General features: G+C 66.7%; 20 protein-coding genes. 7 read left to right on the top strand and 13 right to left on the bottom strand.

Going from position 1 to position 22,682, the window contains the following annotated elements:
• Nucleotides 1-166: 166 nt before the first annotated feature.
• The 7 genes from G342_RS0109330 to G342_RS0109360 form a co-directional block, all read right to left on the bottom strand.
• Nucleotides 167-1,114 carry an ABC transporter permease gene (locus G342_RS0109330; RefSeq protein ID WP_018182867.1) on the bottom strand — a complete coding sequence of 316 codons (948 nt, stop codon included), beginning with the start codon at nucleotides 1,112-1,114 and terminating at the stop codon, nucleotides 167-169.
• Nucleotides 1,111-1,992, bottom strand: a complete 882-nt coding sequence (locus tag G342_RS0109335) for an ABC transporter permease (protein WP_018182868.1) — start codon at nucleotides 1,990-1,992, stop codon at nucleotides 1,111-1,113. The genes G342_RS0109330 and G342_RS0109335 overlap by 4 nt, the downstream gene beginning before the upstream one ends.
• On the bottom strand, nucleotides 1,989-4,049 hold the full coding sequence (locus G342_RS0109340) for an ABC transporter ATP-binding protein (RefSeq protein ID WP_051094161.1): 2,061 nt from the start codon (nucleotides 4,047-4,049) through the stop codon (nucleotides 1,989-1,991). The genes G342_RS0109335 and G342_RS0109340 overlap by 4 nt, the downstream gene beginning before the upstream one ends.
• A gap of 39 nt (nucleotides 4,050-4,088) precedes the next feature.
• Nucleotides 4,089-5,654: an ABC transporter substrate-binding protein gene (locus G342_RS0109345; RefSeq protein WP_018182870.1), complete on the bottom strand. Its 1,566-nt coding sequence runs from the start codon at nucleotides 5,652-5,654 to the stop codon at nucleotides 4,089-4,091.
• Nucleotides 5,655-5,731: 77 nt separating this feature from the next.
• Complete coding sequence (locus G342_RS0109350; RefSeq protein WP_156830868.1) at nucleotides 5,732-7,243, bottom strand: M81 family metallopeptidase; 1,512 nt, start codon at nucleotides 7,241-7,243, stop codon at nucleotides 5,732-5,734.
• A 267-nt stretch (nucleotides 7,244-7,510) separates the two neighbouring features.
• Complete coding sequence (locus G342_RS0109355; RefSeq protein WP_018182872.1) at nucleotides 7,511-8,815, bottom strand: type III PLP-dependent enzyme domain-containing protein; 1,305 nt, start codon at nucleotides 8,813-8,815, stop codon at nucleotides 7,511-7,513.
• On the bottom strand, nucleotides 8,806-10,269 hold the full coding sequence (locus tag G342_RS0109360) for a M81 family metallopeptidase (RefSeq protein ID WP_018182873.1): 1,464 nt from the start codon (nucleotides 10,267-10,269) through the stop codon (nucleotides 8,806-8,808). The genes G342_RS0109355 and G342_RS0109360 overlap by 10 nt, the downstream gene beginning before the upstream one ends.
• A 259-nt stretch (nucleotides 10,270-10,528) precedes the next feature.
• On the opposite strand from G342_RS0109360, the gene G342_RS0109365 reads away from it, so the two are divergent.
• The 3 genes from G342_RS0109365 to G342_RS0109375 all read left to right on the top strand — a co-directional run bounded on the left by G342_RS0109365 (nucleotide 10,529) and on the right by G342_RS0109375 (nucleotide 13,276).
• Nucleotides 10,529-11,323 (top strand): IclR family transcriptional regulator, encoded by a 795-nt coding sequence (locus G342_RS0109365; RefSeq protein WP_018182874.1) that lies wholly within the window; start codon nucleotides 10,529-10,531, stop codon nucleotides 11,321-11,323.
• 6 nt (nucleotides 11,324-11,329) lie between these two features.
• Nucleotides 11,330-12,820 (top strand): M81 family metallopeptidase, encoded by a 1,491-nt coding sequence (locus G342_RS0109370; RefSeq protein WP_018182875.1) that lies wholly within the window; start codon nucleotides 11,330-11,332, stop codon nucleotides 12,818-12,820.
• Nucleotides 12,821-12,895: 75 nt separating this feature from the next.
• A complete protein-coding gene (locus tag G342_RS0109375) occupies nucleotides 12,896-13,276 on the top strand; it encodes a RidA family protein (RefSeq protein WP_018182876.1) in 381 nt (126 codons plus the stop codon).
• Between the two features lie 83 nt (nucleotides 13,277-13,359).
• On the opposite strand, the gene G342_RS0109380 is transcribed toward G342_RS0109375, so the two are convergent.
• Nucleotides 13,360-14,169: an SDR family NAD(P)-dependent oxidoreductase gene (locus G342_RS0109380; RefSeq protein WP_018182877.1), complete on the bottom strand. Its 810-nt coding sequence runs from the start codon at nucleotides 14,167-14,169 to the stop codon at nucleotides 13,360-13,362.
• A gap of 13 nt (nucleotides 14,170-14,182) precedes the next feature.
• Nucleotides 14,183-15,022, bottom strand: a complete 840-nt coding sequence (locus G342_RS0109385) for an NAD-dependent epimerase/dehydratase family protein (protein ID WP_026304285.1) — start codon at nucleotides 15,020-15,022, stop codon at nucleotides 14,183-14,185.
• Between the two features lie 377 nt (nucleotides 15,023-15,399).
• On the opposite strand from G342_RS0109385, the gene G342_RS0109390 reads away from it, so the two are divergent.
• Nucleotides 15,400-16,032 (top strand): cysteine hydrolase family protein, encoded by a 633-nt coding sequence (locus G342_RS0109390; protein WP_018182879.1) that lies wholly within the window; start codon nucleotides 15,400-15,402, stop codon nucleotides 16,030-16,032.
• 43 nt (nucleotides 16,033-16,075) lie between these two features.
• Entirely contained in the window at nucleotides 16,076-16,591 is a 516-nt protein-coding gene (locus G342_RS0109395; RefSeq protein ID WP_018182880.1) for a MarR family winged helix-turn-helix transcriptional regulator, read from the top strand.
• A 35-nt stretch (nucleotides 16,592-16,626) separates the two neighbouring features.
• Here G342_RS0109395 and G342_RS0109400 read toward each other — a convergent pair whose 3' ends face one another.
• Nucleotides 16,627-17,547: a LysR substrate-binding domain-containing protein gene (locus tag G342_RS0109400; RefSeq protein WP_018182881.1), complete on the bottom strand. Its 921-nt coding sequence runs from the start codon at nucleotides 17,545-17,547 to the stop codon at nucleotides 16,627-16,629.
• Between the two features lie 164 nt (nucleotides 17,548-17,711).
• Here G342_RS0109400 and G342_RS0109405 point away from each other — a divergent pair, with 164 nt between their 5' ends.
• Both G342_RS0109405 and G342_RS0109410 read left to right on the top strand, forming a co-directional pair.
• Nucleotides 17,712-18,935 carry an acyl-CoA dehydrogenase gene (locus G342_RS0109405; RefSeq protein WP_018182882.1) on the top strand — a complete coding sequence of 408 codons (1,224 nt, stop codon included), beginning with the start codon at nucleotides 17,712-17,714 and terminating at the stop codon, nucleotides 18,933-18,935.
• The gene (locus G342_RS0109410) at nucleotides 18,935-20,077 is read left to right on the top strand and encodes a CaiB/BaiF CoA transferase family protein (RefSeq protein WP_018182883.1); all 1,143 of its coding nucleotides are present in this window, start codon (nucleotides 18,935-18,937) and stop codon (nucleotides 20,075-20,077) included. The genes G342_RS0109405 and G342_RS0109410 overlap by 1 nt, the downstream gene beginning before the upstream one ends.
• Nucleotides 20,078-20,154: 77 nt before the next feature.
• Here the strand turns inward: G342_RS0109410 and G342_RS0109415 are convergent, their stop codons facing one another.
• Genes G342_RS0109415 through G342_RS0109425 form a run of 3 tightly spaced genes read right to left on the bottom strand, consistent with a single transcriptional unit; the run spans nucleotide 20,155 to nucleotide 22,534 of the window.
• On the bottom strand, nucleotides 20,155-20,727 hold the full coding sequence (locus G342_RS0109415) for an amino acid synthesis family protein (protein ID WP_018182884.1): 573 nt from the start codon (nucleotides 20,725-20,727) through the stop codon (nucleotides 20,155-20,157).
• The gene (locus G342_RS0109420; RefSeq protein ID WP_018182885.1) at nucleotides 20,724-21,308 is read right to left on the bottom strand and encodes an amino acid synthesis family protein; all 585 of its coding nucleotides are present in this window, start codon (nucleotides 21,306-21,308) and stop codon (nucleotides 20,724-20,726) included. The genes G342_RS0109415 and G342_RS0109420 overlap by 4 nt, the downstream gene beginning before the upstream one ends.
• Nucleotides 21,309-21,340: 32 nt before the next feature.
• The gene (locus G342_RS0109425) at nucleotides 21,341-22,534 is read right to left on the bottom strand and encodes an amidohydrolase family protein (RefSeq protein ID WP_018182886.1); all 1,194 of its coding nucleotides are present in this window, start codon (nucleotides 22,532-22,534) and stop codon (nucleotides 21,341-21,343) included.
• Nucleotides 22,535-22,682: the final 148 nt, after the last annotated feature.

The following is a 22,682-nucleotide window of genomic DNA, read 5'->3' on the forward strand; positions in this document are numbered from 1 at the left end:
CCGAGCCCCGACCCCGCCCTCGCCGTCATCCCCGCGAAGGCTGGGATCCATGCAGCCGGTTTTTTGGGCGTTTCGCGCGGCCAGCACCCGGCTGGATCGATCCCGGGTCAAGCCGGGGATGACGGCGAGGCTGGGGCGGCAGGGAGAGAACGGTCGGCAACAGCCCTCACCGATAGTCAATCCGCGGGTCGATATAGGCGTAGAGCACGTCGACGGCGAGGTTGATCGCGATGTAGAGCACCAGGATGACGACGATGCAGCCCTGGATCAGCGGGTAGTCGCGCGTCGTGATCGCCTGGATCAGCAAACGGCCGATGCCCGGATAAGTGAACACCGCCTCCGTCACGACGGCGCCGCCGATGAAGTTCGCCATCATCAGGCCGACGATGGTGATGAACGGCAGCAGCGCGTTGCGCAGGATGTGGACCCCGACGATCTGCCGCTCCGGCAGCCCCTTGGAGCGCGCCGTTCGGACGTAGTCTGCCCGGAGTTCGCTGACCAGCGAGGCGCGCAGGAACCGCGCCAGGATGCCCGACACATAGATGCCAAGCGTCAGCGCCGGCAGCGCCAGATTGCGCAGCGCACCGATCGGGTTTTCCCAGATCGGCACATAGGCCGAAGCCGAGGGCAGCCAACGCAGTTCGACCGCGAAGACGAGGATCAGCAGGATACCGAGCCAGAAAGTCGGCACGCCGAGCGCCATGGCGCTCCAGGCCGAGAGCACGCGGTCGAGCCAGGAGCCGGGACGCAGCGCGCTGGCGATTGCCACCGGAATGCCGATGACGAGCGAGACGATCGTCGCGGCGACGGCGAGCTGCAGCGTCGCCGGCAGGCGCTGGCCGATCAGCTCCAGCACCGGGGCGCGGCCGCGGATCGACATGCCGAAATCGCCCCGGATCGCATTCCAGAGCCAGTCCGCATATTGCACCAGTACCGGCCGGTCGAGACCGAACTGGGCGGTGGCGGCGGCGATCTGCTCGGGGCTGGCATTGTCGCCGGCAATCGCGCCGATCGGCCCACCGGGAACGGCGTAGATCATCGCCCAGATCGCGGTCGAGGCGAGCAGCAGGACGGGCACCAGCTGCAGCAGGCGGCGGAGCACGAAGCCGATCATGACGTGACCTCTTCGGCCTTGGGAGCGACGACCGCATCGCGACGGCCTTCGAGCAGGCCGGAGAGCGCGCGGCCCAGCACGTCGAAGGAAAGGATGGTGAGCGTCAGCACGATGCCGGGCAGCACGGCATAGTAAGGCGCTTCATGCAGGTAGGATTTTCCCGTCCGCAGCATCTCGCCCCAGCTTGGTGTCGGCGGCGGCACGCCGACGCCGAGGAAGGAAAGCGCGGCTTCCAGCAGGATCGCCACCGAGCAGAGCACGACAACCTGCACGAAGATCGGGCTCCACGAGTTCGGCAGGATGGTGCGGAACATGTTGTAGGTCGCGGTGCCGCCGAATGCCTCGACGGCGGTGACGAAGTCGCGCTTGCGGAGCGTCAGCACCTGCGCCCGGGTGATGCGGGCGAAACTCGGAATGCCGGTGAGGCCGACCGCGATCAGCGCCGCCGCCTGGCTGCGACCGAGCACGGCGATCATCGCCATGGCAAACAGGATCGCCGGCAGCGCCAGCAGCACGTCGACGAAGCGCATCAGGGCCGCGTCGCGCCAGCCGCCGAAGAAGCCGGCGACAAGCCCGATCGGCACGCCGGCGAGTGCCGCGATCGCCACGGCGCCGCCCGCCGTCAGAAGCGAGGTGCGCGCGCCGAAGACGACGCGGGCGAGGATGTCGCGGCCCAGTTCATCCGTGCCGAACCAGTTGGTGGCGGACGGCCCCTTCAGCGCATTGGCGAGCTTCTGCGCCACCGGATTGAGGGGCAGGAAGTCGGCGAACACAGCCAGGAGCGTGATGGTCGCGAGGAAGATCAGCGCCAGAGCCGAGCCCTTGCTCGCCATCAGGCGGGCGAGGATCGAGAGCGTCTTGCGGAGGAAACGGCTCATGTGGCGGCCTCCAGCACGCCCGGGGCGAAGATGTTGCGATGGCCCTCGGCCAGCGGGCCGGCATGATGGCAGGCGGTCCGCGTCGGGAAGTCGAGATAGCGGTCGAACACCGGCGCCTCGGCCGAGCAGAGCGGAGTGGCGCGGAAGCAGCGCGGATGGAAGGTGCAGCCGGTCGGTGGCGAAGCGGGGTTGGGGATCTCGCCTTCGAGCACGATCCGCCGTCTTGTGTCGCGGACTGCGGGATCCGGTACGGGGGCGGCCGAGAGCAGGCTCTGCGTGTAGGGGTGGACGGGAAGATCATAGAGCCCGTCGCGCGAACTCTCCTCGACGATGCGGCCGAGATACATGACCGCGACACGGTCCGAGACGTGGCGGACCACCGAAAGATTGTGCGCGATGAACAGGTAGGCGAGGCCGAGCTCGCGCTGCAGATCCTGCAGCAGGTTGATCACCTGCGCCTGGATCGAGACGTCGAGCGCCGCGACCGGCTCGTCGAGGATCAGGAGCTTCGGCTGCAAGGCCAGCGCGCGGGCGATGCCGATTCGCTGCTTCTGGCCGCCGGAGAATTCGCTCGGGAATCGCCCGAGCATGGTGCGCGACAAGCCAACCATGTCGAACAATTCGGCGATGCGGCGGGCGCCGCCCATCTCGTCATAGATGCCGTGGATGCGGAGCGGCTCGGCGACGATGTCCTCGACTGACTTGACCGGGTTCAGCGACGCATAGGGATCCTGGAAGACATATTGCATCTCGCGCCGCGCCTTGCGCATGGCGCCGCCGTCGAGATCGCGGATCGAGCGGCCAGCGAAGCGGATGCTGCCGCCGGTCGCCTTGATCAGCCCCATGATGGCGCGGCCGGTCGTGGTCTTGCCGCAGCCGGACTCGCCGACCAGACTGACCGTTTCGCCCGGATTGACGGAGAGGCTGACGCCGTCGACCGCCTTGACCCAGCCGGTCGTGCGCCGGAGCACGCCGGTCTTGACCGGAAAATGCACCTTCAACCCTTCGACGGCGAGCAGCGGTTCGGGCTTAGACGGGGGCGCTTCGGCATGGATGCGCGGCTCGGCCGCCATCGTCTCGGCCGGAAGCTTCTCGGCGAAATGGCAGGCCGACTGGCGGTTGTCGCCGACGGCGCTGAGCGACGGCTCCTCCGCTACGCAGAGCGGCTGATCGCGGCCGACGGCGCAGCGCGGTTGGAAGGCGCAGCCTTTCGGCAGCGCGCCGGGAATAGGCGGCTGGCCCGGGATGGGATCGAGCCGCGAGTCCGACGTGTCGATGCGCGGAACGCTGCGCAGCAACGCCCTCGTATAGGGATGGCGCGGGCTGGCAAAGATCTCGGCGACCGGCGCGGTCTCGACGATGCGGCCGCCATACATGACGGCGACGCGGTCGGCGACTTCGGCGACCACGCCGAGATCATGCGTGATCAGGATGACCGCCGAGCCGAGCTCCGCCTGGCGGCGCGCCAGAACGGCGAGCACCTGCGCCTGCACGGTGACGTCGAGCGCCGTCGTCGGCTCATCGGCGATGATCAGCTTCGGCTGGCCGGCCATCGCCATGGCGATGACGGCGCGCTGGCGCATGCCGCCGGAGAATTGGTGCGGATATTGCCCCGCCCGCCCTTGCGGATCGGCGATATCGACCTCGCGCAGCAGTTCCGCCGCGCGGGCGTGCGCGTCGGCCTTCTTCAGCCGGCCATGCGCGACTTCGCCCTCGGTGATCTGGCGGCCGACGGTAAGCACCGGATTGAGCGTCGTCGTCGGGTCCTGGAAGATGAACCCGACATCGCGGCCTCGCATCTGGCGCAGCGTTTCCGGCGCGGCCGTGGTGACGTCGATACCGCAAAGCCGGATTGACCCATCGACCCGCGCGGTTTCCGACAGAAGGCCGGTGACCGCGAGGGAGGTGACGCTCTTGCCCGAGCCGGACTCGCCGACGATGCAGAGAACCTCATTCGGATAGACGTCGAAATCGACGCCGCGGACGACGGGCACCGAACGCCCCTCGCCGCCGAAATCCACCTTCAGTCCCCGGACGGAGAGAACCGGGTCAACCATGGGCGGACCCGACGACTGGAACTGCGGTGCCCGCCTGCATCACTGGAAGCCCACCGTGCGCGCGACGAACAGATTGTCAATGTCGAGCGAGAGGCCGCCGAGGTTCGGCGCGGCGACGACGAGGCCGGTGTCGTAGGAATTGATCGGCACGGCGAACGAGGTCTCGACCAGCACGCGGTTCAGATGGTCGTAGGCAGCCTTCACATCGGCGTCCGGCCCCGAGGTGGTGTTCACCCGATTGATGGCGTCGACATATTCGGGATGCGGATGCGGGTCCTTCAGCACCGGGTTCTTGACGACGCGGTAGATGCTGTTGGTGGCGACGCGGGACGGGAACTTCTGCACATTGCCGACGGCGCCGAAGGTGGCGTCATAGTCGCCGGCGAGCTGCGCCTCGGTGTATTCGGCGCCCTGCCGGACATCGAGCTCGATGTTGATGCCGATCTCGGCCAGCGCGCTCTGGGCGATCTGGCTCAGCACGACGCTGGGCTCGTCATTGCCCCAGACCAGCATCTTCCAGTTGCTCTGCTCTTCCGGCGTCAGGCCCGAAGCGGCGAAGAGCTCCTTGGCCTTGTCGAGATCGTAGCCGAACTCGGCCCCATAGGCGGCGTCATAGGCCGGGCTCGCCGGCGCCCATGGCAGGGCGACGACCTCGCCGAGGCCGGCATAGCCGACGCGCAGCATGCCCTCGCGATCCATCAGATAGTTGAAGGCCTGGCGGAACTTGGCGTTCTGGAACGGACCGCGGGTCGAATTCATCCGGAACACCTGGACGAGGGGACCGGGGCCACGCAGGACCTGGAAGCCGGCGTCCTGCAGGCGGACAGCGCTGCGCGAGGAACCGCCATAGACGAGGTCGATGGCGCCGGATTCGAGCGCGGCGCTGGCGGACGAGTCTTCGCTGAAGATGGTGAAATCGACCTTCTCGGCGATCGGCTGGCCCTTGCGCCAGTAGTTCGGATTGGCCTTCAGCGTCAGGCCCTGGCCGACGGCGCGGCTCTCGAGCAGGTAGGCTCCGGTGCCGGCCGGCACCGTCTCGACGGTATCGATGCCCTTGGCTTCGATCGGGATCGTGAACTGCAGGAGGTCGGTGATCTGGCGCTGCGGCACCGGCGCCTTGAAGTTGATGGCGATGGTCTGGTCGTCCGGGGTCGCCCAGTCCTTGACGATCGACATGGTGGCGTAGACGTTCTTGCCGCGCTCGGGATCGGCCGCCTTGGCGAGCGTCGCCGCGACATCGGCCGAGGTCAGCTTGGCGCCGCTGTGGAAGGTCACGTCGTCGCGCAGCGTCACCGTGACCGACTGGTTGTCGGGGGCGATCGTCCAGGCGGTCGCCAGGCTCGGCACCGCCTCGCCCTCCGGCGTGTATTCGATCAGGCTGTCATAGAGGTTCTTGATCAGGTGGAAGTTCACCGTCGAGAACTGCTGCGGATCGAAATTGGTCAGGTCGCTCAGCACGGCGACGCGGAGGGTGCCGCCCTTCAGCGCCGCCTCCTCGGCCTGCGCCGGAGCGCTCCAGCCGGCGCCGCCGATGGCAACGGGTGCCGTCGCGGCGAGAAAGAGGAACCCCAGCCGCCTGAGTGTCCGGAGGAATTGGGTCTTCATGCTGGGGTCCCCGCTGTTGCGCTTTATGGCTAACGATTGGTTAACAAGGTGTCCGTCGCGGCCGGGGCCGCGACCGCTCAGGCGTCGACGCGCCCGCCCGGCTGCGACGAGTGCGCGCGCCAGTCGTCGAACTGCTCGATCGGGTAGATCGGGCGCGGGATCCGCTTCCACGGCAGCGTGAACACGTCCGACTGGCCGGGCCCGCGCGTATCGGCACGGACCACCGTCGGCGCGATCGGCGCGAAATACTGGAAGTTCGACGCGGTCTTCAGAACCGCGATGCCGTAGTCCTCCGGATCGACGCCCATCGCCCGGTAGATACCGGGGACATTGCCGGCGACGCCGCGCAAGGTCGTGATCATCAGCGTGACGGGGCCAACGTCGAAGATGACGGACGGGCCGAGGTCGACCTCGGACTGCTGGTTGTAGTCGGCAACGATTACGACGCCACCGCCGACCGTGCGCACCGTGCCGGTCACCTCGAGCGGGGTGAAGAACTCCGTCGCCGCGTCGCCGCCGAGCGGCAGCGTCACCGTGGCGCCCTCGCCCGCCGCGACCAGGGTCGCCGCCGCTTGCGGCGAGATCAGCGGCACCAGGGCGCGCTTGCTGATTCCCAGCCGCAGCATGGCTTCGAGCAGCAGATTGCTGTCGCCGGCAGCGCCGCCGAACACGGTGTCGCCGGTGTCGCTCAGCACCACCCGGCCCGGTGAGGCGTCCGCGAGCCGGACCGCCTCGTCGACGGGGACCGCCTCGCGGATCTGGAAATCATCGCGCAGCGACCAGCAGAGATCGGCGAGGTCGTCGGCCAGCTTTTCCGCCAGATCCGGGTCGTTGTCGGTGACGACGATGACCGACCAGCCGCCCTCGGCGACGTCGAGCCAGGGCTGCATCGGATAGTTCGAAGCCTGCAACACGCGGGTATCCGCCTCGACGGCCCGCGCCGCGTCGAACCAGACTTTCATCGGCCCCTGCGAGGTCAGGAACTGCTCCTGATGCGAGACGAGCGGGATCTTCCGCCAGGCCGTCACCGGCTTGAGGCCCTCGGTAAGGATCCGCAGCAGCAGCCTGGTGCCGATCAGGCCGGTGTCATAGGGATCATGCGGCTGCGTGCGATGGCCGACGATGGCGGTGGCGTTGTCGATGATCTTCTGCGTGACGTTGGCATGATGATCGAGGCCGAGCACGATCGGCACGTCGGGTCCGAGAATCTCTCGGCAAAGCGCGATCTGCTCGCCCTCGACATCGTCGATGCCCTCGGCAGAGCAGGCGCCATGCAGTTGCAGCGCCAGCCCGTCGATCTTGCCCGCCGCCAGCAGGCCGTCGCGGATCTTGTCCTGGAAGAACTGGAACGCCTCGGTCGAGATACGGCCGCCAGCGACAGCATAACCACGGATGATCGGGACCGACTCGATGTCGAGACCGCTCTCCTCGATCGCCTGGATATGGCCGCCGACCTGGCCATAGCCGCGCTGCTTCTCGATCATCTCGGCGCCTTCGAAAATGCCGAAGGAACGATAATCGTCCAGCGTGGTCAGCACCGGATTGAAGTCGTTGGTTTCCTGCGCGACGTGGATGACGGCGATACGCAAGTCAGTCTCCATGAGAATTTGTATTCGATGCGAACGAATAGATTTACCGCGCCGACGTCTGCGCGGATGAAATCCGCCGCGTTTGGCCGGTATAGGCTGAAGCTCAATGAGCTATCGGGCAGAACAGAACAGGGCGCCCAGTCGTCGAGAAGGCTATAAACCGTCAAATTTCGCGTCAATGTCGTGACGTTTCGTCAGGCGGAATAACTTCTACACTCCCGGCATTTCAAACGCCGCCACGCGCGGAGCGTGGCGGCGCAAGCTTGATCAGAAGAAGGTCTTCAGTGCGCGGGTGACGCGATAATCCTCGTCGACCAGCATCAGCACCGACCACTTGTCGAAGGTGGTGCAGGGATGGCTGATGCCGAAGCCGACCATGTCACCGGGCTTCAACGGGCTGCCCTCCGGCGTGACGAGATGGCAATGCTGATCGTTGAGGGCGACGACCTCGTGGCCCGGCAGCATTTCGGCCGGCGCGGCCATGCTGCCGTCGGGGCGATACCAGCGCAGCGGCACCGGCAGGCCGGCATCGTGGCTGACGTCGCGCTTGCCCATGGTGAGCATGGTCCGCCCTGCCTCGGGGCGCGACTGCACCATCGCCCAGACTTCGAGCGCCGGCTCCAGTCCGCCTTGCGGCAGCTTGAGCGAGGTCTCGCTGACGATGCGCTTGAACGCCGCCGCATAGGCGATCGAATCATGGGTGAGATAGCAGCCGGATCGCAGCACGCGCAGCACCGGGCGGGGGAAGGCGACAAGATCGAACCGCTCGACGACGCGGTCGAAGAAGGCCGAACCGCCGGCGCTGATCACCACGGGCGCATCGGACTGGAACAGCCCTTCGTTAAGCGCCAGCAATGCCATGGCGGCGACGTCGTCGATCAGGACGTCGGCCGTCTCCGGCGTCGGCAACATGCCCTCGAAGCATTCGAATCCGGCCAGCTCCAAGCCCGGCGCCGCCGCGATGGCGCGGGCAAGCTCGATGGCGCCTTCGCGGGAACGGACGCCGGTGCGGCCGCCGGCAAAGCCCATCTCGACCAGCACCCGCAGCGGATTGCCGGCTGGCGGCGGATTGCGGCGGGCACCCTCGACCAGCAGAGCAACGCCATCGAGGCTGTCGGCCAGGCAATAGAGCTCGATCGCATCGTCACCGGCGAGAGCCCGGAAGCAGGCATCGATCGCCTGGTTGCCGACCGGCTGGTTGGCCATCAGCACGCGCTTGACGCCGAAGCGCCGGCAGACCTCGACCTGCTGCACGGTGGCGGCGGTGATGGCCCAGGCGCCGTCGGCGATCTGCAGATCGAACAGATGCGGCGACATCGTCGTCTTGCCGTGCGGCGCGATGACGAGGTCGTTCTCGGCCGTGAAGGCGCTCATCCAGGCGCTGTTGGCGGCGACAATGTCCTGCCGGATGACGGCGACGGGCAGCGGCAGGTCGCCGTCGAGCAGGCTCCAGCCCTGGCTCGCGACATCGCCGACAGTCAGGCGCGGCGCATCGAAGGGCAGCCCCTTGGTGGAAGGATCGAGTTCGAGGGCATCAAGCGATGCGATGTCGAGGCGGGGGATCAGAGCCATGGATTGGGGTCCATCGGTGCGAGGGGGCGACGGGTCTTGGTATAGGGGATCTTGGCTGTGTCGCTCGGATAAGGCCCGCCCGTATCGAGGTAATGCACCTTGTGGGCGATCGGGGCGAAGGCGGCGTGGAAATGGTTGGACGACTTCACGACGACGATCTTCTTGGCGGCGAGGTCAATGCCGAGATCGGTGAAGACGGGGGGACTGAAGGTCTGGGCGCGGGTCGAGGCCAGCACGACGTCGAGATTGCCGATGGTGACGGCGGCGGCCGGCCCGAGCGAGACCCAGCTCTGCTCGAACGGCACCAGCAGGTCATCGGTAATGCCGCGCACGACCACGCGAGCATCGATCGGCTTGCCCGAGGTCGGTGCCGCCTTGCCGCCGAAGCGCAAGTCGATCTCGGCGCCGACACCGGCGGCGCGGCAGAAGGCGACGGCGACGGGATCCCAGAGCGCACCAATCGCGGCCGGAATTTCGGGATGGCGCAGCAGCGCTTCGACCATGACGGTCGAATCGCCGGCCACGCCGCCGCCGGGATTGTCCCAGCGGTCCGCCAGCACGACCGGCTGGCCGAGCTCGGCCATCGCCTGATCGATCGCCTCTTCCGGCTTGAAGTGATAGGGGCCGCCGCCATAGGCGCCCCAGCCGAGGATCTCGCGGCCCAGGCTTTCGGCCAGCGCCGCTGCCTTGTCGCGATTGGCCTCGCCATCGGCGACGACCAGGACCTTGGTGCCGACGTCATAGACGTCCGCCGCCTGGAAGCCATGCGCGACGGAGATCGAGAGAATGCCGTCCTGCCCTTCCAGCGCCAGCATCCGATCGACGAAGCTGCGACCGGGCTCGCGACTGGTCATGAAGCCGGTGATGGCGCGGCAGTCGAAGACGGCGCTCACCGGCGCGATCTCGCGACGCGCCGCCTGGAGACAGAGCTCGACCAGATCTTCGGCGCGCTCAAGGAAATCCGTGTGCGGAAATTCCTTGAAGGCGACGATAACGTCCGCCGCCTCGACCATCTGGTCGGTCAGATGGCAATGCATGTCGAGTTCTGCGCCGACAATGGCCTTCGGCCCGGCGATGGCGCGCGCGTGCGCCAGCAGGTCACCCTCGCAGTCGTCATAACCGCGCGCCACCATCGAGCCATGGAGACCGAACAGCACCACGTCGACCGGCATCGCCGCCTTCAACTGGTCGAGGATCTCGTCGCGCAGGCTCTCATAGGCGTCGCGCGACACCAGCCCAGCCGGCTCGGCCCACGTCGCCGTACCTTCGAACAGGGTGAAGCCATCGCTACGAGCGCGGCGACGCGCCGCCACCATCGGACCGGAGCAGAGCGTCGGCGTCTCCGGATGGGTGCCGGGCGGGCAATAGAACGCCCCTTCGAAGGCGCTGCGATCCACGAAAAGTGGTGCAAACGTGTTCGTCTCCGTCGCCAGCGACGCCACAAAAACCCGCATTCCGCTTCCCCCGCCGCGATGATCCGCTCATCGCCAGCTTTATTCTACATTATGGAACAATGATTTGATCGCTTGCGCAAAGTTAAAGGGATGCGAGGTCGCGCTGTCAACACCAGCCAGAGCCTACTCCTAGGAAACGTGATGTTCACCTTGCACGTTTTCCCGACTTCCTGTCTAAATGTGGCGAAGTCGCGCCGAAAAACATCCTACAATATGGAATGATGTTCTCCCCCTCATTCAGGAGCAGGTCGGAACCAGCATGACGAAGCGAGAAAGCGAACCGGCCGGTAGCGCCGTCGCCGCGCGCATCCAGTCCGTCGCCAGGGCCAAGGCCCTTCTCGACGCCATGGCGACCGGCGATTGGGTTTCGCTGCGCGACCTGGCGACCCGGACGGGACTGGCCAAGACGACGGCGTTCAATCTCGTCACGGCGCTAGTCGATGTCGGCCTGGCCGAGCGCGATGCCAAGGCGGGCGCCTATCGGCTCAGCCTGCAGCATCTCGTCTACGGCAAGGCCGTCGAACGGCGGCTCGACATCGCGGCACTGGCGCAGCCCTATCTGGTGCGCCTCTGCGCCGAGACGCGCGAGACCGTCAATCTGGCGCTGCCGGGGCCGACAGACGCCGTCATCGTCGAAAGCCTCGAAGGCAGCCAGACTTTGCGCGTCTCCTCCTATTCGGGCACCCGCGCCGCCTATCATTCGACCGCTTGCGGCCGCGCGCTCCTCGCCTACCAGCCGCTGACCTTCCGGCGCATCATCTACAATCTAGGCTCGCTGCCCGCCGCGACCGACCGCACCATCACCGATCCGCAGGCACTCGAAGAAGTGCTGGAGCGATGCCGCAGCGTCGGCTGGACCACCGAATATGAGGAAAACGAGATCGGCGGCGCCTGCGTCGCCGCGCCGATCTTCGCACCCGGCGGCGAGGCCATTGCCGCCGTCTCCATCGCCGGTCCCTCGGCCCGCTTCGAGCCGGACGCCATCGAGCGGCTCGGCCGGCTTCTCGTCGCCACCCTCGCCGAGATCACGGCGAACATGTCACGCAACAGGTAGTCCCTTATGAACAAGCGTCCCCGCATCCTGCTGGCCGGGCTTTATCACGAGACCCACACCTTCGTGGATGAGATCACCACCCTCGCCGACTACGAGATCCTGCGTGGAGTGGAACTGACCGCCCGGACCGGCGACGGCTCGACGGTCGACGGCTTCCTCGAAGTGGCGGAGGCCGAAGGCTGGGACGTCGTTCCCGTCGTCGAGTATTCCGCCCTGCCCTCCGGCACGACCGACCATGCCGTGTTCGAGCAGTTCTGGCAGGAACTGGAAGCCGGGCTTCGGCAGGCGCTGGCGGACGGAGGACTGGACGGTATCTGGCTGGCGCTGCACGGCGCCATGGTGACGACCGGATCCGTCGATCCCGAGGGCGAGTTGCTCGCCCGCATCCGCGCGGTTCCCGGCGCCGAGGCGCTGCCGCTCTACGGCGTGTTCGACCTGCACGCGACCTTCACCGCCGCCATGGCGAAGAACGCCAACGGCCTCGTCGCCTATCGCGAGAACCCGCATACCGACGCGCGCGATTCCGCCGTCCTTTCCGCTCAGCACCTCGCACGGGCGCTGCGCGAAAAGGCCTCGCCGGTCATGCATACCCGCAACGCGGCCATTCTCTGGGCGCCACCCGGCACCGGCACGGCCGACCGACCGATGCGCGACCTCGAGGCGCTCGCCCGTGAGATCGAGGCCGAGGACGCCGAAATCTGGACCGTCAACATCATCGGCGGCTACTCCTTCTCCGATGTGCCGGACGCTGGCGTCGCCTTCTCGCTGATCACCACCGGCAGCGCCGAGCGGGCGAAAGCCGCGCTCGACCGGCTGGAGGCGCTCGCCTGGGAACTGCGCGAACTCGGCCAGCCGAAGGAATGGGACCTCGACGCGGCACTCGCTGAGATCCAGACCGCCGAGGGCGGCCCTTACATCGTCGTTGAGCCGGCCGACAATATCGGCGGCGGCGCGCCGGGCGACGACACGGCCGTGCTGCGCGGCTTCCTGCGCCATGGCATCCGCAATGCCGCCGTCGCCATCGCTGATGCTGAGGCGGTGCACCTCTTTGCCGACGCCAGGCCCGGCGAGACGCGCAAGGTCTCGCTCGGCGGCAAGGGCAGCCGGCTCGGCGCCGGCCCGGTCGAGATCGAGGCGACCTTCGTCAGCCGCAGCGACGGCGAGTTCGAGCTCGAGGATCGCAACAGCCATCTCGCCGCCATGCAGGGGGTCCATATCAGCATGGGTGCCTCGGTCGTCCTGGAAGCCGAGGGGGTAAAAATTCTCGTCAACAGTCGCAAGACGCCGCCCTTCGACCTTGGCCAGCTGCGCTCGCAGGGCATCGTGCCGGAAGAGCTGAAGGCGATCGGCGTCAAGGCGGCCGTCGCCCACCGCCGCGCCTACGACCCGATCACCGTGAAGAGCTACACGGTGGCGACCCCCGGACCGTGCACGAGCGTCATCACCTCGCTGCCCTATCGCCGGCTGCGCGCGCCCGTCTTCCCGATCAGCTCGTAGCGACCACGCCCGGCAAGCGCCCCGCCCTCTCCCCTCTGGGAGAGGTTGAAATACACCCACCCAAGGAGACCCAAGATGATCGAATATCCGAGCGAACCGGACACCCCCCGCTCGCACCTGCCGTTCAGCCCGTCGACCAAGTTCGGCGACCTGATCTTCGTGTCGGGCCAGGCGTCGGTCGACGCCACCGGCCAGATCATCTCGGAGGATTTCGAGGGCGAGATGCGCCGCTCCATGGAAAACATGCGCAAGGTGCTGGAGACGGCCGGCAGCGACTTCAAGCATGTGCTGCAGACCCGCAACTACGTGCAGGATCCAGCCGACATCCCACTCTTCAACAGGCTCTATCGCGAGTATTTCAGCGAGCCCTTCCCGGCCCGCACGACGATCACCAACTGCCTCGGCGCGGCTTTGCGTTACGAGGTGGAGTGCATCGCGATCGCCAAGAAGGGCTGATCAGCCACTCCTGCCATCGGGCTGAATCAAAAAGGGGCAGTCGATGACTGCCCCTTTTTCTTGCCTGGCGTTTACTCCACGCCTCAGATGTAGCGCGGATAGGCGTCGGCATCGGGCGCGTTGGCCCAGCTCATCAGCGTCTGGCCGCCATCGATCAGAAGCTCCGAGCCGGTGATGTGCCTGGCATCGTCGCTGGCGAGGAACGCGACCGTCGCCGCGACATCCTCCGGCTGGCCGATGCGGCGCAGCGGAATGCGATCGGAGAAGCGCTTGGTGCTTTCCTCGAAGCCCGTCTCGTCGGCGGCGGGCACGCCGAGCCGCGTCTGGATGACGCCGGGGCAGATCGCATTGATACGAATGCCGTAGCCGGCGCAGTCGAGCGCCGCGACCTTGGTCAGGCCGACCACCGCGTGCTTGCTGGAGGTGTAGGGCGAGCCGCCCGACAGGACGTCCCAGCCGGCCATGGACGAGCCCATATTGACGATGGCGCCGCCCTGCTTCTGCGCGATCATGATGCGGACCACGGCCTGCTGGACGATGAAGATGCCGCGCAGGTTGATGCGGATGACGCGGTCCCATTCTTCCAGCGGCAGATCGTAGATCGGCGCCGGCGTGCCGGAGATGCCGGCATTGTTGAACAGGACGTCGATCCGGCCGAAACGCTCGACGACGGCGGCGAGCGCCTTGTCGACCGCCGCCGGATCGGTCACGTCGGCAGCGACCGCGAAGGCGCGTTCGCCCAGTTCCGTCGCCAGCGCGGCCGCCTGGTCGACGTTCTGGTCGAGGATGGCGACGCCTTTCGCGCCCTCATCGAGAAAGCGGCGCACCGACGCCTGGCCGATCGCACCGGCACCGCCCGTCACCACAACGATCTTGTCCACGAACCTCGTCATCGACGGTCTCCAATCAGTTTGCAGGGTATTCGCGCCAGGAATGGCGGGGCTCGTAGCCCAGCGTCCGCCGGGCATTGTCGAGATCAAAGGTGCTGGCGAAGCCGGACAGCGCGCCCTGCCGCGCCTTCGGGAAATGGCGCGCCGCGAGCTCCGCCGACGGCTCGTCGGCATAGCTGTCGGCGGCGCTGATCATGACGCGGGCGTGTCCCTCGACCGGCGCTTCTAGCGCCAGCAGGAAGGCCGCCGCCGCGTCGCGCGCGTCGACATAGGCCCAGAGATCCTTCCAGGCCTCGCCGGAAGCACGGCGCGGGAGGATATCGCGAGCGAAGCTTTCCGGCGTCTGGACCCAGGGCATGCGCAGGCTGACGGCGGTGAAGGCGCCACGGCGCACCGCCGCGTCGACCATCTCTTCGCCGAGCCATTTCGAGACGCCATAGGCATCCTGCGGCCCGGCCGGATGATTGTCGTCGATCGGCAGATACTGCTGCTCCGGCCGCTTGGTGAAGAACGGATAGCCGAAGATGCTGAAGGACGAGGCGTAGACGAAGCGGCGCGCGCCGGACAGCGCCGCCGCCTCGATGACGTTGTAGGCGAGCGCCATGTTGGTCCGGAAGACCTCCGCCGCGGCACGGCCGGTCGGGCGCGGAATGGCGGCGATGTGAAAGACCGCGTCGGCGTCTCGCACCAGCTGCAGCGCCACGCCGAGATCGGTCAGATCGGCGCTGACATGCTGCCAGCCGCCCTCCGGCGGCGGCGCCGTGTCGATGCCGAGCACGTCATGGCCCGCGGCGACCGCGGCAGATGCGACGTGGCGACCGAGCAGACCGCTGGAGCCGGTGATGACGATCCGCATAAAAAGCTCCTTCGGGCGCGACGACTGCGCCTGGATGATAGTCTGCGTCGGCCCCGGATGGTTGAGGCATTCTTCCCGGACAGCGCGCGACGCGACAAGATCCGGAGTGAGGATGCCCCATGCCAAGGCCAGTTCATTCATTGATGGTCATACGATAATTCGATCGAATCTCGACCATTGTCAATGCGCGGTCACGCGCCGGTCCGGGTTTCGGAACAGGCCCGGAAGGCCAGGATTTCCGGCAGAATGGTGAACGATTTTTGTGCAACTGGCCGTGATTGACTTGGATAGACAATATACCTATTAGCCAAATGCAGTAGGGCACATTGAAGGCCAGACATTCGTGATCGCGTGTCGCGGCCGGCATGGAGGATCATATGAGTTCAGACGTTTTCTCGTCGCACCGTCATGGCGAAACCATGTCGCTCGACAAGACCCGCACGGCGGTGATCGTCGTCGACATGATCAACGATTTCTGCAAGCCGGGCGGCGCCATGGTCCTGCCGGGCTATGAGACGCTGGTGCCACAGCAGCTGGCCGTCATCGATGCCGCCCGCGCCGTCGGAGCGCCAGTCCTCTGGGTGCATGACGTGCACCGCGCCAACATGCGCCGCGACCGCGAATGGGTGAAGCGAACGCCGCATTGCGTCGAGGGCACCTGGGGCACCGAGATCATCGAGGATCTCGGCGCGCGCGACGACGAGATCCACATCATCAAGCGGCGCTATTCGGCATTCTTCCAGACCGATCTCGACCTGACGCTGAAGGACATGCAGATCACGCAGCTCGTCGTATTCGGCGTGGTGACCAACATCTGTGTCCGCTCGACCGTGCACGACGCCTTCTTCATTGGCTATGACGTCGTCGTCCCGCAGGATTGCTGCGCTGCCACCGGCGCCCGCGAACAGGAAAGCTCGCTGTACGACATCGCCACGCATTTCGGCGTCGTCACCAACGCAGCGGATGTTGTGGCTTCGCTTACGAACGGCCTTGCGCTGCAACAAGTTTGAGGCTTGTCTTTGCGGCAAGCCGGATGAATGGGACACCAATCCTTTGACTGATGATAGCAGCGGAAATATCCGGACAGACGACGCCCAAGTCGAAAGCGCCCGATACACGCGGGCGCAGATCGACGCGAGGCTCGCCGCGGTCGGATATGACCTCGACCTGCATCCAGCCCACATCATCCGGAAGGTCCATCAGCGCGCGACGACTTGCTTCCAGCATGTAATGACCGGCGAGGATCTGACGCCGACGCAGTTCGCTGCGTTGGCGACGATACTTCGCCACGGCGATGTCTCGCAGAACCATCTCGGCCGGCTGACCGCGATGGACCCGTCCACCATCAGCCTCGTCGTGCGAAAACTGCGCAAGCTCGGCCTGGTGACGCGCGGCGCCTCCAGCACCGACCAGCGGATGGTGATCATCACTCTGACCAACAAGGGCGTCGACTACACGCTCGATCGCCTGGCGAAAAGCAAGGAAGTGGGCGACTTGCTGCTCGCGCCGCTCTCTGCGGCCGAGCAGGCGATGCTGCTCGAACTGCTGCGCCGGATCGGCGACGAATAGACAGCCGGCTCCGGCGCGCGACCCGATCGACCGGATCAGCCTGCCGACGCCCCACCCTCCTCTGGCCGAGCCTTGACCTGCTCGAGCAGCCAGGCCCGAAAGCGCAGGAAGCCGTCCATCTGGCGGCTGCGCGCCGGATAGATCAGCGTATAGGGCTGGTCGCCGACGAGCCGGCGTTCGGAGGCCGGGCAGAGGTCGCCCGACGCCAGCGCCGTTCGAGCCACCACCTCCGGCACCAGCGCGACGCCGAGCCCGGCGATCGCCGCGTTGACCACCATGTCGAAATGCTGGAAGCGCGCGCCGCGCAGGATGGTGCGGCTGTCGAGCCCGGCATCGCGGAACCAGTCGAGCCAGAGCGTCGGCCGGGTCGATTGCTGCAGCAGCGGCAAGCGGGCCAGTTCCTCGTCCGGCAGCACGCGTCGCCCGCCGAGCAGCGATGGCGCCGCCAGGACCACGAGTTCCTCCGCCATCAGCACGTCGGCATAGGCGCCGCCCGGCCGATGGTCACCGCGCTGGATTGCGGCGTCGAAGCCCTCGGTCTCGAAATCGACGACGTCGAGCCGCGCCGAGATGTCGAAGGTGAGGTTCGGCGCGATGGCGCGGTACTGCGCCAGGCGCGGCACCAGCCAGGAGCTGCCGAAGGTCGGCAGCACCGCCAGCCGCAGCACATCGGCGTGGCCGCCGAACGCCATCACCGTCATCGCCGCCTGCCTGAGATCGTCGAGCAGGCGATCGGCGTCGCGATGGAGGGCGCGTCCGGCGTCCGAGAGAATCAGGCGCTGCTTGACGCGATGGAACAGCCGGACGCCGAGCCGCTCCTCCAGCGTGCCGACCGAACGGCTGACGGCGCTCTGGGTCAGATTGAGGGCCTGGGCAGCGCGCGTCGTCGCGCCAAGGCGGGCGCAGGCCGAGAAGGCCTGGAGCTCGGTGATCGTGGGTATGTAGCCTTCGCGCATCGGCCCGCCGCCCCGCCAGTCTATAACTAATACTCATCAACTTCGCTGAAACCCTTGTTATCCCGACCCGGCTCGATTTGCTAGTTTCAGACGAAATTGCGCAGGCTTCCGCCACGAGGGCGCCCGCCGGCGCCCTGCCCCATCAGAACTGCAAGGTGAGATCGATGTCCGCTCAGAACCCGACCCTGAAGCCGAAGGATCAGCCGGCGCTCTCGCGCTTCGTCTGGGAGGATCCGTTCCACTTCGAAACGCAGCTCACCGATGAAGAGCGCATGATCCGCGACACGGCCAAGGCCTTCGCCGCCGACCGCCTGCTTCCCCGCGTGGAAAAGGCCTATCTGGACGAGCTGACCGATCCCGAGATTTTTCGCGAAATGGGCGAGACCGGCCTGCTCGGTGTCACCGTGCCGGCCGAATATGGCGGCGTCGGCGCCTCCTATGTCGCCTACGGCCTGGTGGCGCGCGAGGTCGAGCGGATCGATTCGGGCTACCGGTCGATGATGAGCGTGCAGTCGTCGCTGGTGATGTATCCGATCTACGCCTATGGCAGCGAGGCACAGCGCCAGAAGTATCTGCCGAAGCTTGCCACCGGTGAATGGATCGGCTGCTTCGGCCTGACCGAGCCCGACGCCGGCTCCGATCCCGGCGGCATGCTGACCAATGCCAAGAAGACCGAGGGCGGCTACGTCCTGAATGGCGCCAAGACCTGGATCTCCAACTCGCCGATCGCCGACGTGTTCATCGTCTGGGCCAAGTCCGAGGCGCATGACGGCGCCATCCGCGGCTTCGTGCTGGAAAAGGGCATGAAGGGTCTCTCCGCCCCCAAGATCGGCGGCAAGCTGTCGCTGCGCGCCTCGATCACCGGCGAGATCGTGATGGACGACGTCGAGGTCCCCGAGGACGCCCTGCTTCCGAACGTGTCGGGCCTCAAGGGTCCGTTCGGCTGCCTGAACCGCGCCCGCTACGGCATTTCCTGGGGCGTGCTGGGAGCCGCCGAGGATTGCTGGTTCCGCGCTCGCCAGTATGGCCTCGACCGCAAGCAGTTCGGCAAGCCGCTCGCCGGCATGCAGCTCTACCAGAAGAAGCTCGCCGACATGCAGACCGAGATCGCGCTCGGCCTGCAGGCGTCGCTGCGCGTCGGCCGCCTGTTCGACGAGGGCCAGGCGGCGCCGGAAATGGTCTCGCTGGTCAAGCGCAACAATTGCGGCAAGGCGCTCGATATCGCCCGCCAGGCCCGCGACATGCATGGCGGCAACGGCATCCAGATCGAGTACCACGTCATGCGCCACGCGCAGAACCTCGAGACGGTCAACACCTATGAGGGCACGCACGACGTGCACGCGCTGATCCTCGGCCGCGCCCAGACCGGCCTCCAGGCGTTCTTCTGATGCAGCCGCTCGAGGAACTGAAGGTCATCGAGCTGGCGCGCATTCTGGCCGGCCCCTGGGCCGGTCAGACGCTGGCCGATCTCGGCGCCGACGTCATCAAGGTCGAAAGCCCCGAGGGCGACGACACCCGCACCTGGGGACCTCCCTTCATCGAGGATGGCGGCGAGAAATCCGCCGCCTATTTCCACGCCTGCAACCGGGGAAAGCGCTCGATCGTCGCCGATTTCCGCACGCCGGAGGGTGTCGAGCTCGTGCGCGCGCTGATCCGCGACGCGGACGTGGTGATCGAGAACTTCAAGGTCGGCGGCCTCGCCAAATACGGCCTCGACTATGAGAGCCTGAAGGCGATCAACCCGCGCCTCGTCTATTGCTCGATCACTGGCTTCGGTCAGACCGGGCCCTATCGCGAGCGCGCCGGCTACGACTTTCTCATCCAGGGCATGGCCGGGATCATGGATTTGACCGGCGATCCCGCCGGCGAACCGCAGAAGATCGGCGTCGCCTTCTCCGACATCTTCACCGGCCTCTACAGCGTCATCGCCATCCAGGCCGCCCTCGCCCAGCGTGCGCGCACCGGCGTCGGCCAGCACATCGACATGGCGCTGCTAGACACCTCGGTCGGCGTACTTGCAAACCAGGCGATGAACTTCCTCGCCACCGGCACGCCGCCGCGCCGGCTCGGCAACGCGCATCCGAACATCGCGCCCTACCAGACCTTCGCGGTCTCCGACGGCCACCTGATCCTCGCGGTGGGCAATGACGGCCAGTTTTCCCGTTTCGCCACGGTCATCGGCAAGCCGGAACTCGCCGCCGACGCCCGTTTCCTGACCAATTCCAGCCGCGTCGCCAACCGCGTCGCGCTGACGGAATTGATCGCCGGCGAACTGGCCAACTGGCAGCGCGATGCGCTGCTGGCCAAGCTCGAAGTGGCGCATGTGCCGGCCGGACCGATCAACACGCTGGAAGACGTCTTCGCCGACCCGCAGGTCGTCGCGCGCGCCATGCGGCTCGATCTCGACGGCGTGCCGGGCGTCCGCACGCCGATCACCCTGTCGGGCGCGGAATTGTCGCTCGACAAGCGCGCGCCCCGTCTTGGCGAGCATGGCGACGAGATCCGCGCCGAGATCGCCGCCAGGGCCTGAGGGCTCCCATAGCCGCAAACAAAAAGGGCCGCTGCGCGAGCAGCGGCCCTTTTCTTTCTCGACGAGGCTCAGACGGTCTAGGCCTTGCCGATATCTTCCTTGCGCATGCCGCCGACGCGGGCGAGCGGCCGGCCGGAATCGGTGATGGCGATCGCCACGACCATCTCATGCGCCTTGGGAGCATCCGGAATGCGGATTTCCATGGCATCGAAATGGCTGCGCACGCGCGCATGGTCCTTGTGGCCGAGCGGCACGTCAATGACGGCGCCGATCTTGGCGCGCTTCTTCGCCGACGGGATCAGCGCATCGCCCTTGCCAAGCACGGCGCGGAACGGTGCGCCGAGCTTCGGATGCATGATCGCCGCCGCGTGCTCGAACTCGCCCTCGGCGCCGACGATGACCGCCTTGCCGAAGCTCTCGACCTGGTCGCCCGGGATGCCGAGCAGCGCCACGGCGTGGCGCGGCAGCAAATCGCCCAGCTGCTCGCCGAGGTCGATCAGCTCGGCCAGATCCTCGACATAGCGGCCGGAGCCGCTATTCGAGACCACCGCGGCGGCCGACACCTTGCGCACCGGCGCCGGCAGGACCGTATCACCCTCGATCAACGTCTCTTCGAGCGTGGTGACGATCTTGCGGATCACGCGGCTCATCGAAGGCCGTCCTCGCCCTTGATGTCGGCAACCGCCAGGCCGCCGACGCGGGCATGGACGCGCGAGCCGGTGGTCATCGACAGGATGACGACCATCTCGTCAGCGCGCGGCGCGTCGGGGATGTTGACCTCGATCGCGTCGAAATGGCTGCGCACATACGAAGCGTTCACATGGGTGATCGGGATATCAATGGTGGCGCCGACGCCGCCGACCTTCTTGGTCGACGGAACAATGGCCTTGGCCTCGCCGAGCAGCTCGCGCATCGCGTAGCCGCCGGGGACGTGCCAGAGCGCACCATGCTCGAGCTCGCCGCCCTCGCCGACGATCGCGCCCTTGCCGTAGCCCTCGATCGCCGACGCGTCGCCGCCGAGCGCTTCGAGCAGGCGCGTCGACATCTGCAGGCCGAGCGGCTTCATGTCTTCCATCATGCCGGTAATGTCTTCGACATAGCGACCGGCATAGGGGTTCTTGACGACCGCCATGATCGTGCCCCGGCGGGGGGGATTGGCGACAACGGGGCCGCCTTCGTGAAAGATTTCCTCGATGCGGATGACGAACTTCCGGACGACGACGTCGGTCATATCAAGCTCCTGAAAGAGATTGGACGCGGTGACTAGTTGCAGACGAAGGGCAGGCGCTCGGCCGGCGGCGTGTTGCGGCTGCGGCCCGAGCGGACGATGCCGTCGATGACGATCATGCCGACGCCCGGCAGATCGCCAAGCTGGATGCTGTCGAGCATGTCGCGACCGGCGGAATGCATCGCCTTGGCGAGGAAGACGAAATCGGCGGGACGGCCGACCTCGATCAAACCGCTGTCGAGGCTGCGCATGCGGGCCGTGTTGCCGGTGGCGAAGCAGATGGCGATCTCGGCGGGCACGTCGCCGAGCGACGACAGCAGCGAGACCATGCGCAGGATGCCGAGCGGCTGCACGCCAGAACCTGCCGGACCGTCGGTGCCGAGGATGACGCGCTCCATCTCGCCCATCTCGCGCGCCGTGCGCAGGGCGAAGAGCGCGGCGCGCTCATTGCCGTTATGGACGATCTCCAGGCCCGCCTTGCAGCCTTCGCAGATGCAACGGATCTCACGGTCGGGCAGCGCGGTGTGGCCGCCATTGATATGGCCGACAACATCGGTGCCGGCCGCCAGAACCACGTCGGCGCCGATCAGGCCGGAACCGGGAACCGAAGGGCCGCCAGTGTGGATCGTCGACTGGATGCCGTATTTCCGCGCCCAGGCCACCATCTTGCCGGCCGTCTCGCCGTCCTTGACGCTGCCGAGGCCGATTTCGCCAAGCAGGCGCACGCCGGCGTCGGCGAGGTCCTTGAAGTCCTGCTCGACCATGCCCTGCTCGATGATCGGCGCGCCGGCATGGATCTTGACGCCGCCCGGACGGAAAGCGGTGAAGGTGCGCTGGGCGGCGATCGCCAGAGCCTTCAGGCCGACGATGTCGGTCGGGCGGCCCGGCGTATGCACCTCGCCGGCCGAGATCATGGTGGTGACGCCGCCATGCATGGTGCTGTCGATCCAGCCGAGCTGGCTCTGGCGAGGCGTCCAGTCACCGGCGACGGGATGGACATGGCTGTCGATCAGGCCGGGTGCCAATACCGCCTGGTTGGCGTCGATCACCTGGTCGGGATGGTCGGTATCGACGTCCTTGAAACGCCCGATGGCTGCGATCTTGCCATCCACCACGACAACCGTATCCGCCTCGAGGATCGGGTTTTCCATGGCGCCGCTGAGCACCATCCCGATGTTGCGAATGACGAGTTTGCCCTTCGGCTGCGCCGAGACGGGATCGTGGGACATCGCGCTTCTCCATGCGTGCAATAGTCAGGCACCTCTCGTCCACTACACTCAAACTCATATGAGTTCAAACAATAATGCCGGACGAATCGCCATTCTTGACAGTGTTTCATGGATTGAAACTCAAGCGTGGACGGACGGAAACCCGGAA

It is taken from the genome of Kaistia granuli DSM 23481 (assembly GCF_000380505.1).
Classification (GTDB): Bacteria; Pseudomonadota; Alphaproteobacteria; order Rhizobiales; family Kaistiaceae; genus Kaistia; species Kaistia granuli.

Bases quoted from the DNA above. Each gene is read 5' to 3' on its own strand.
- G342_RS0109340 (WP_051094161.1), bottom strand. From the start codon at position 4,049: ATGGTTGACCCGGTTCTCTCCGTCCGGGGACTGAAGGTGGATTTCGGC.
- G342_RS0109355 (WP_018182872.1), bottom strand. From the start codon at position 8,815: ATGGCTCTGATCCCCCGCCTCGACATCGCATCGCTTGATGCCCTCGAA.
- G342_RS0109380 (WP_018182877.1), bottom strand. From the start codon at position 14,169: ATGACGAGGTTCGTGGACAAGATCGTTGTGGTGACGGGCGGTGCCGGT.
- G342_RS0109335 (WP_018182868.1), bottom strand. From the start codon at position 1,992: ATGAGCCGTTTCCTCCGCAAGACGCTCTCGATCCTCGCCCGCCTGATG.
- G342_RS0109425 (WP_018182886.1), bottom strand. From the start codon at position 22,534: ATGTCCCACGATCCCGTCTCGGCGCAGCCGAAGGGCAAACTCGTCATT.
- G342_RS0109405 (WP_018182882.1), top strand. From the start codon at position 17,712: ATGTCCGCTCAGAACCCGACCCTGAAGCCGAAGGATCAGCCGGCGCTC.
- G342_RS0109415 (WP_018182884.1), bottom strand. From the start codon at position 20,727: ATGAGCCGCGTGATCCGCAAGATCGTCACCACGCTCGAAGAGACGTTG.
- G342_RS0109385 (WP_026304285.1), bottom strand. From the start codon at position 15,022: ATGCGGATCGTCATCACCGGCTCCAGCGGTCTGCTCGGTCGCCACGTC.
- G342_RS0109420 (WP_018182885.1), bottom strand. From the start codon at position 21,308: ATGACCGACGTCGTCGTCCGGAAGTTCGTCATCCGCATCGAGGAAATC.
- G342_RS0109375 (WP_018182876.1), top strand. From the start codon at position 12,896: ATGATCGAATATCCGAGCGAACCGGACACCCCCCGCTCGCACCTGCCG.
- G342_RS0109410 (WP_018182883.1), top strand. From the start codon at position 18,935: ATGCAGCCGCTCGAGGAACTGAAGGTCATCGAGCTGGCGCGCATTCTG.
- G342_RS0109370 (WP_018182875.1), top strand. From the start codon at position 11,330: ATGAACAAGCGTCCCCGCATCCTGCTGGCCGGGCTTTATCACGAGACC.
- G342_RS0109345 (WP_018182870.1), bottom strand. From the start codon at position 5,654: ATGAAGACCCAATTCCTCCGGACACTCAGGCGGCTGGGGTTCCTCTTT.
- G342_RS0109360 (WP_018182873.1), bottom strand. From the start codon at position 10,269: ATGCGGGTTTTTGTGGCGTCGCTGGCGACGGAGACGAACACGTTTGCA.
- G342_RS0109365 (WP_018182874.1), top strand. From the start codon at position 10,529: ATGACGAAGCGAGAAAGCGAACCGGCCGGTAGCGCCGTCGCCGCGCGC.
- G342_RS0109390 (WP_018182879.1), top strand. From the start codon at position 15,400: ATGAGTTCAGACGTTTTCTCGTCGCACCGTCATGGCGAAACCATGTCG.
- G342_RS0109330 (WP_018182867.1), bottom strand. From the start codon at position 1,114: ATGATCGGCTTCGTGCTCCGCCGCCTGCTGCAGCTGGTGCCCGTCCTG.
- G342_RS0109400 (WP_018182881.1), bottom strand. From the start codon at position 17,547: ATGCGCGAAGGCTACATACCCACGATCACCGAGCTCCAGGCCTTCTCG.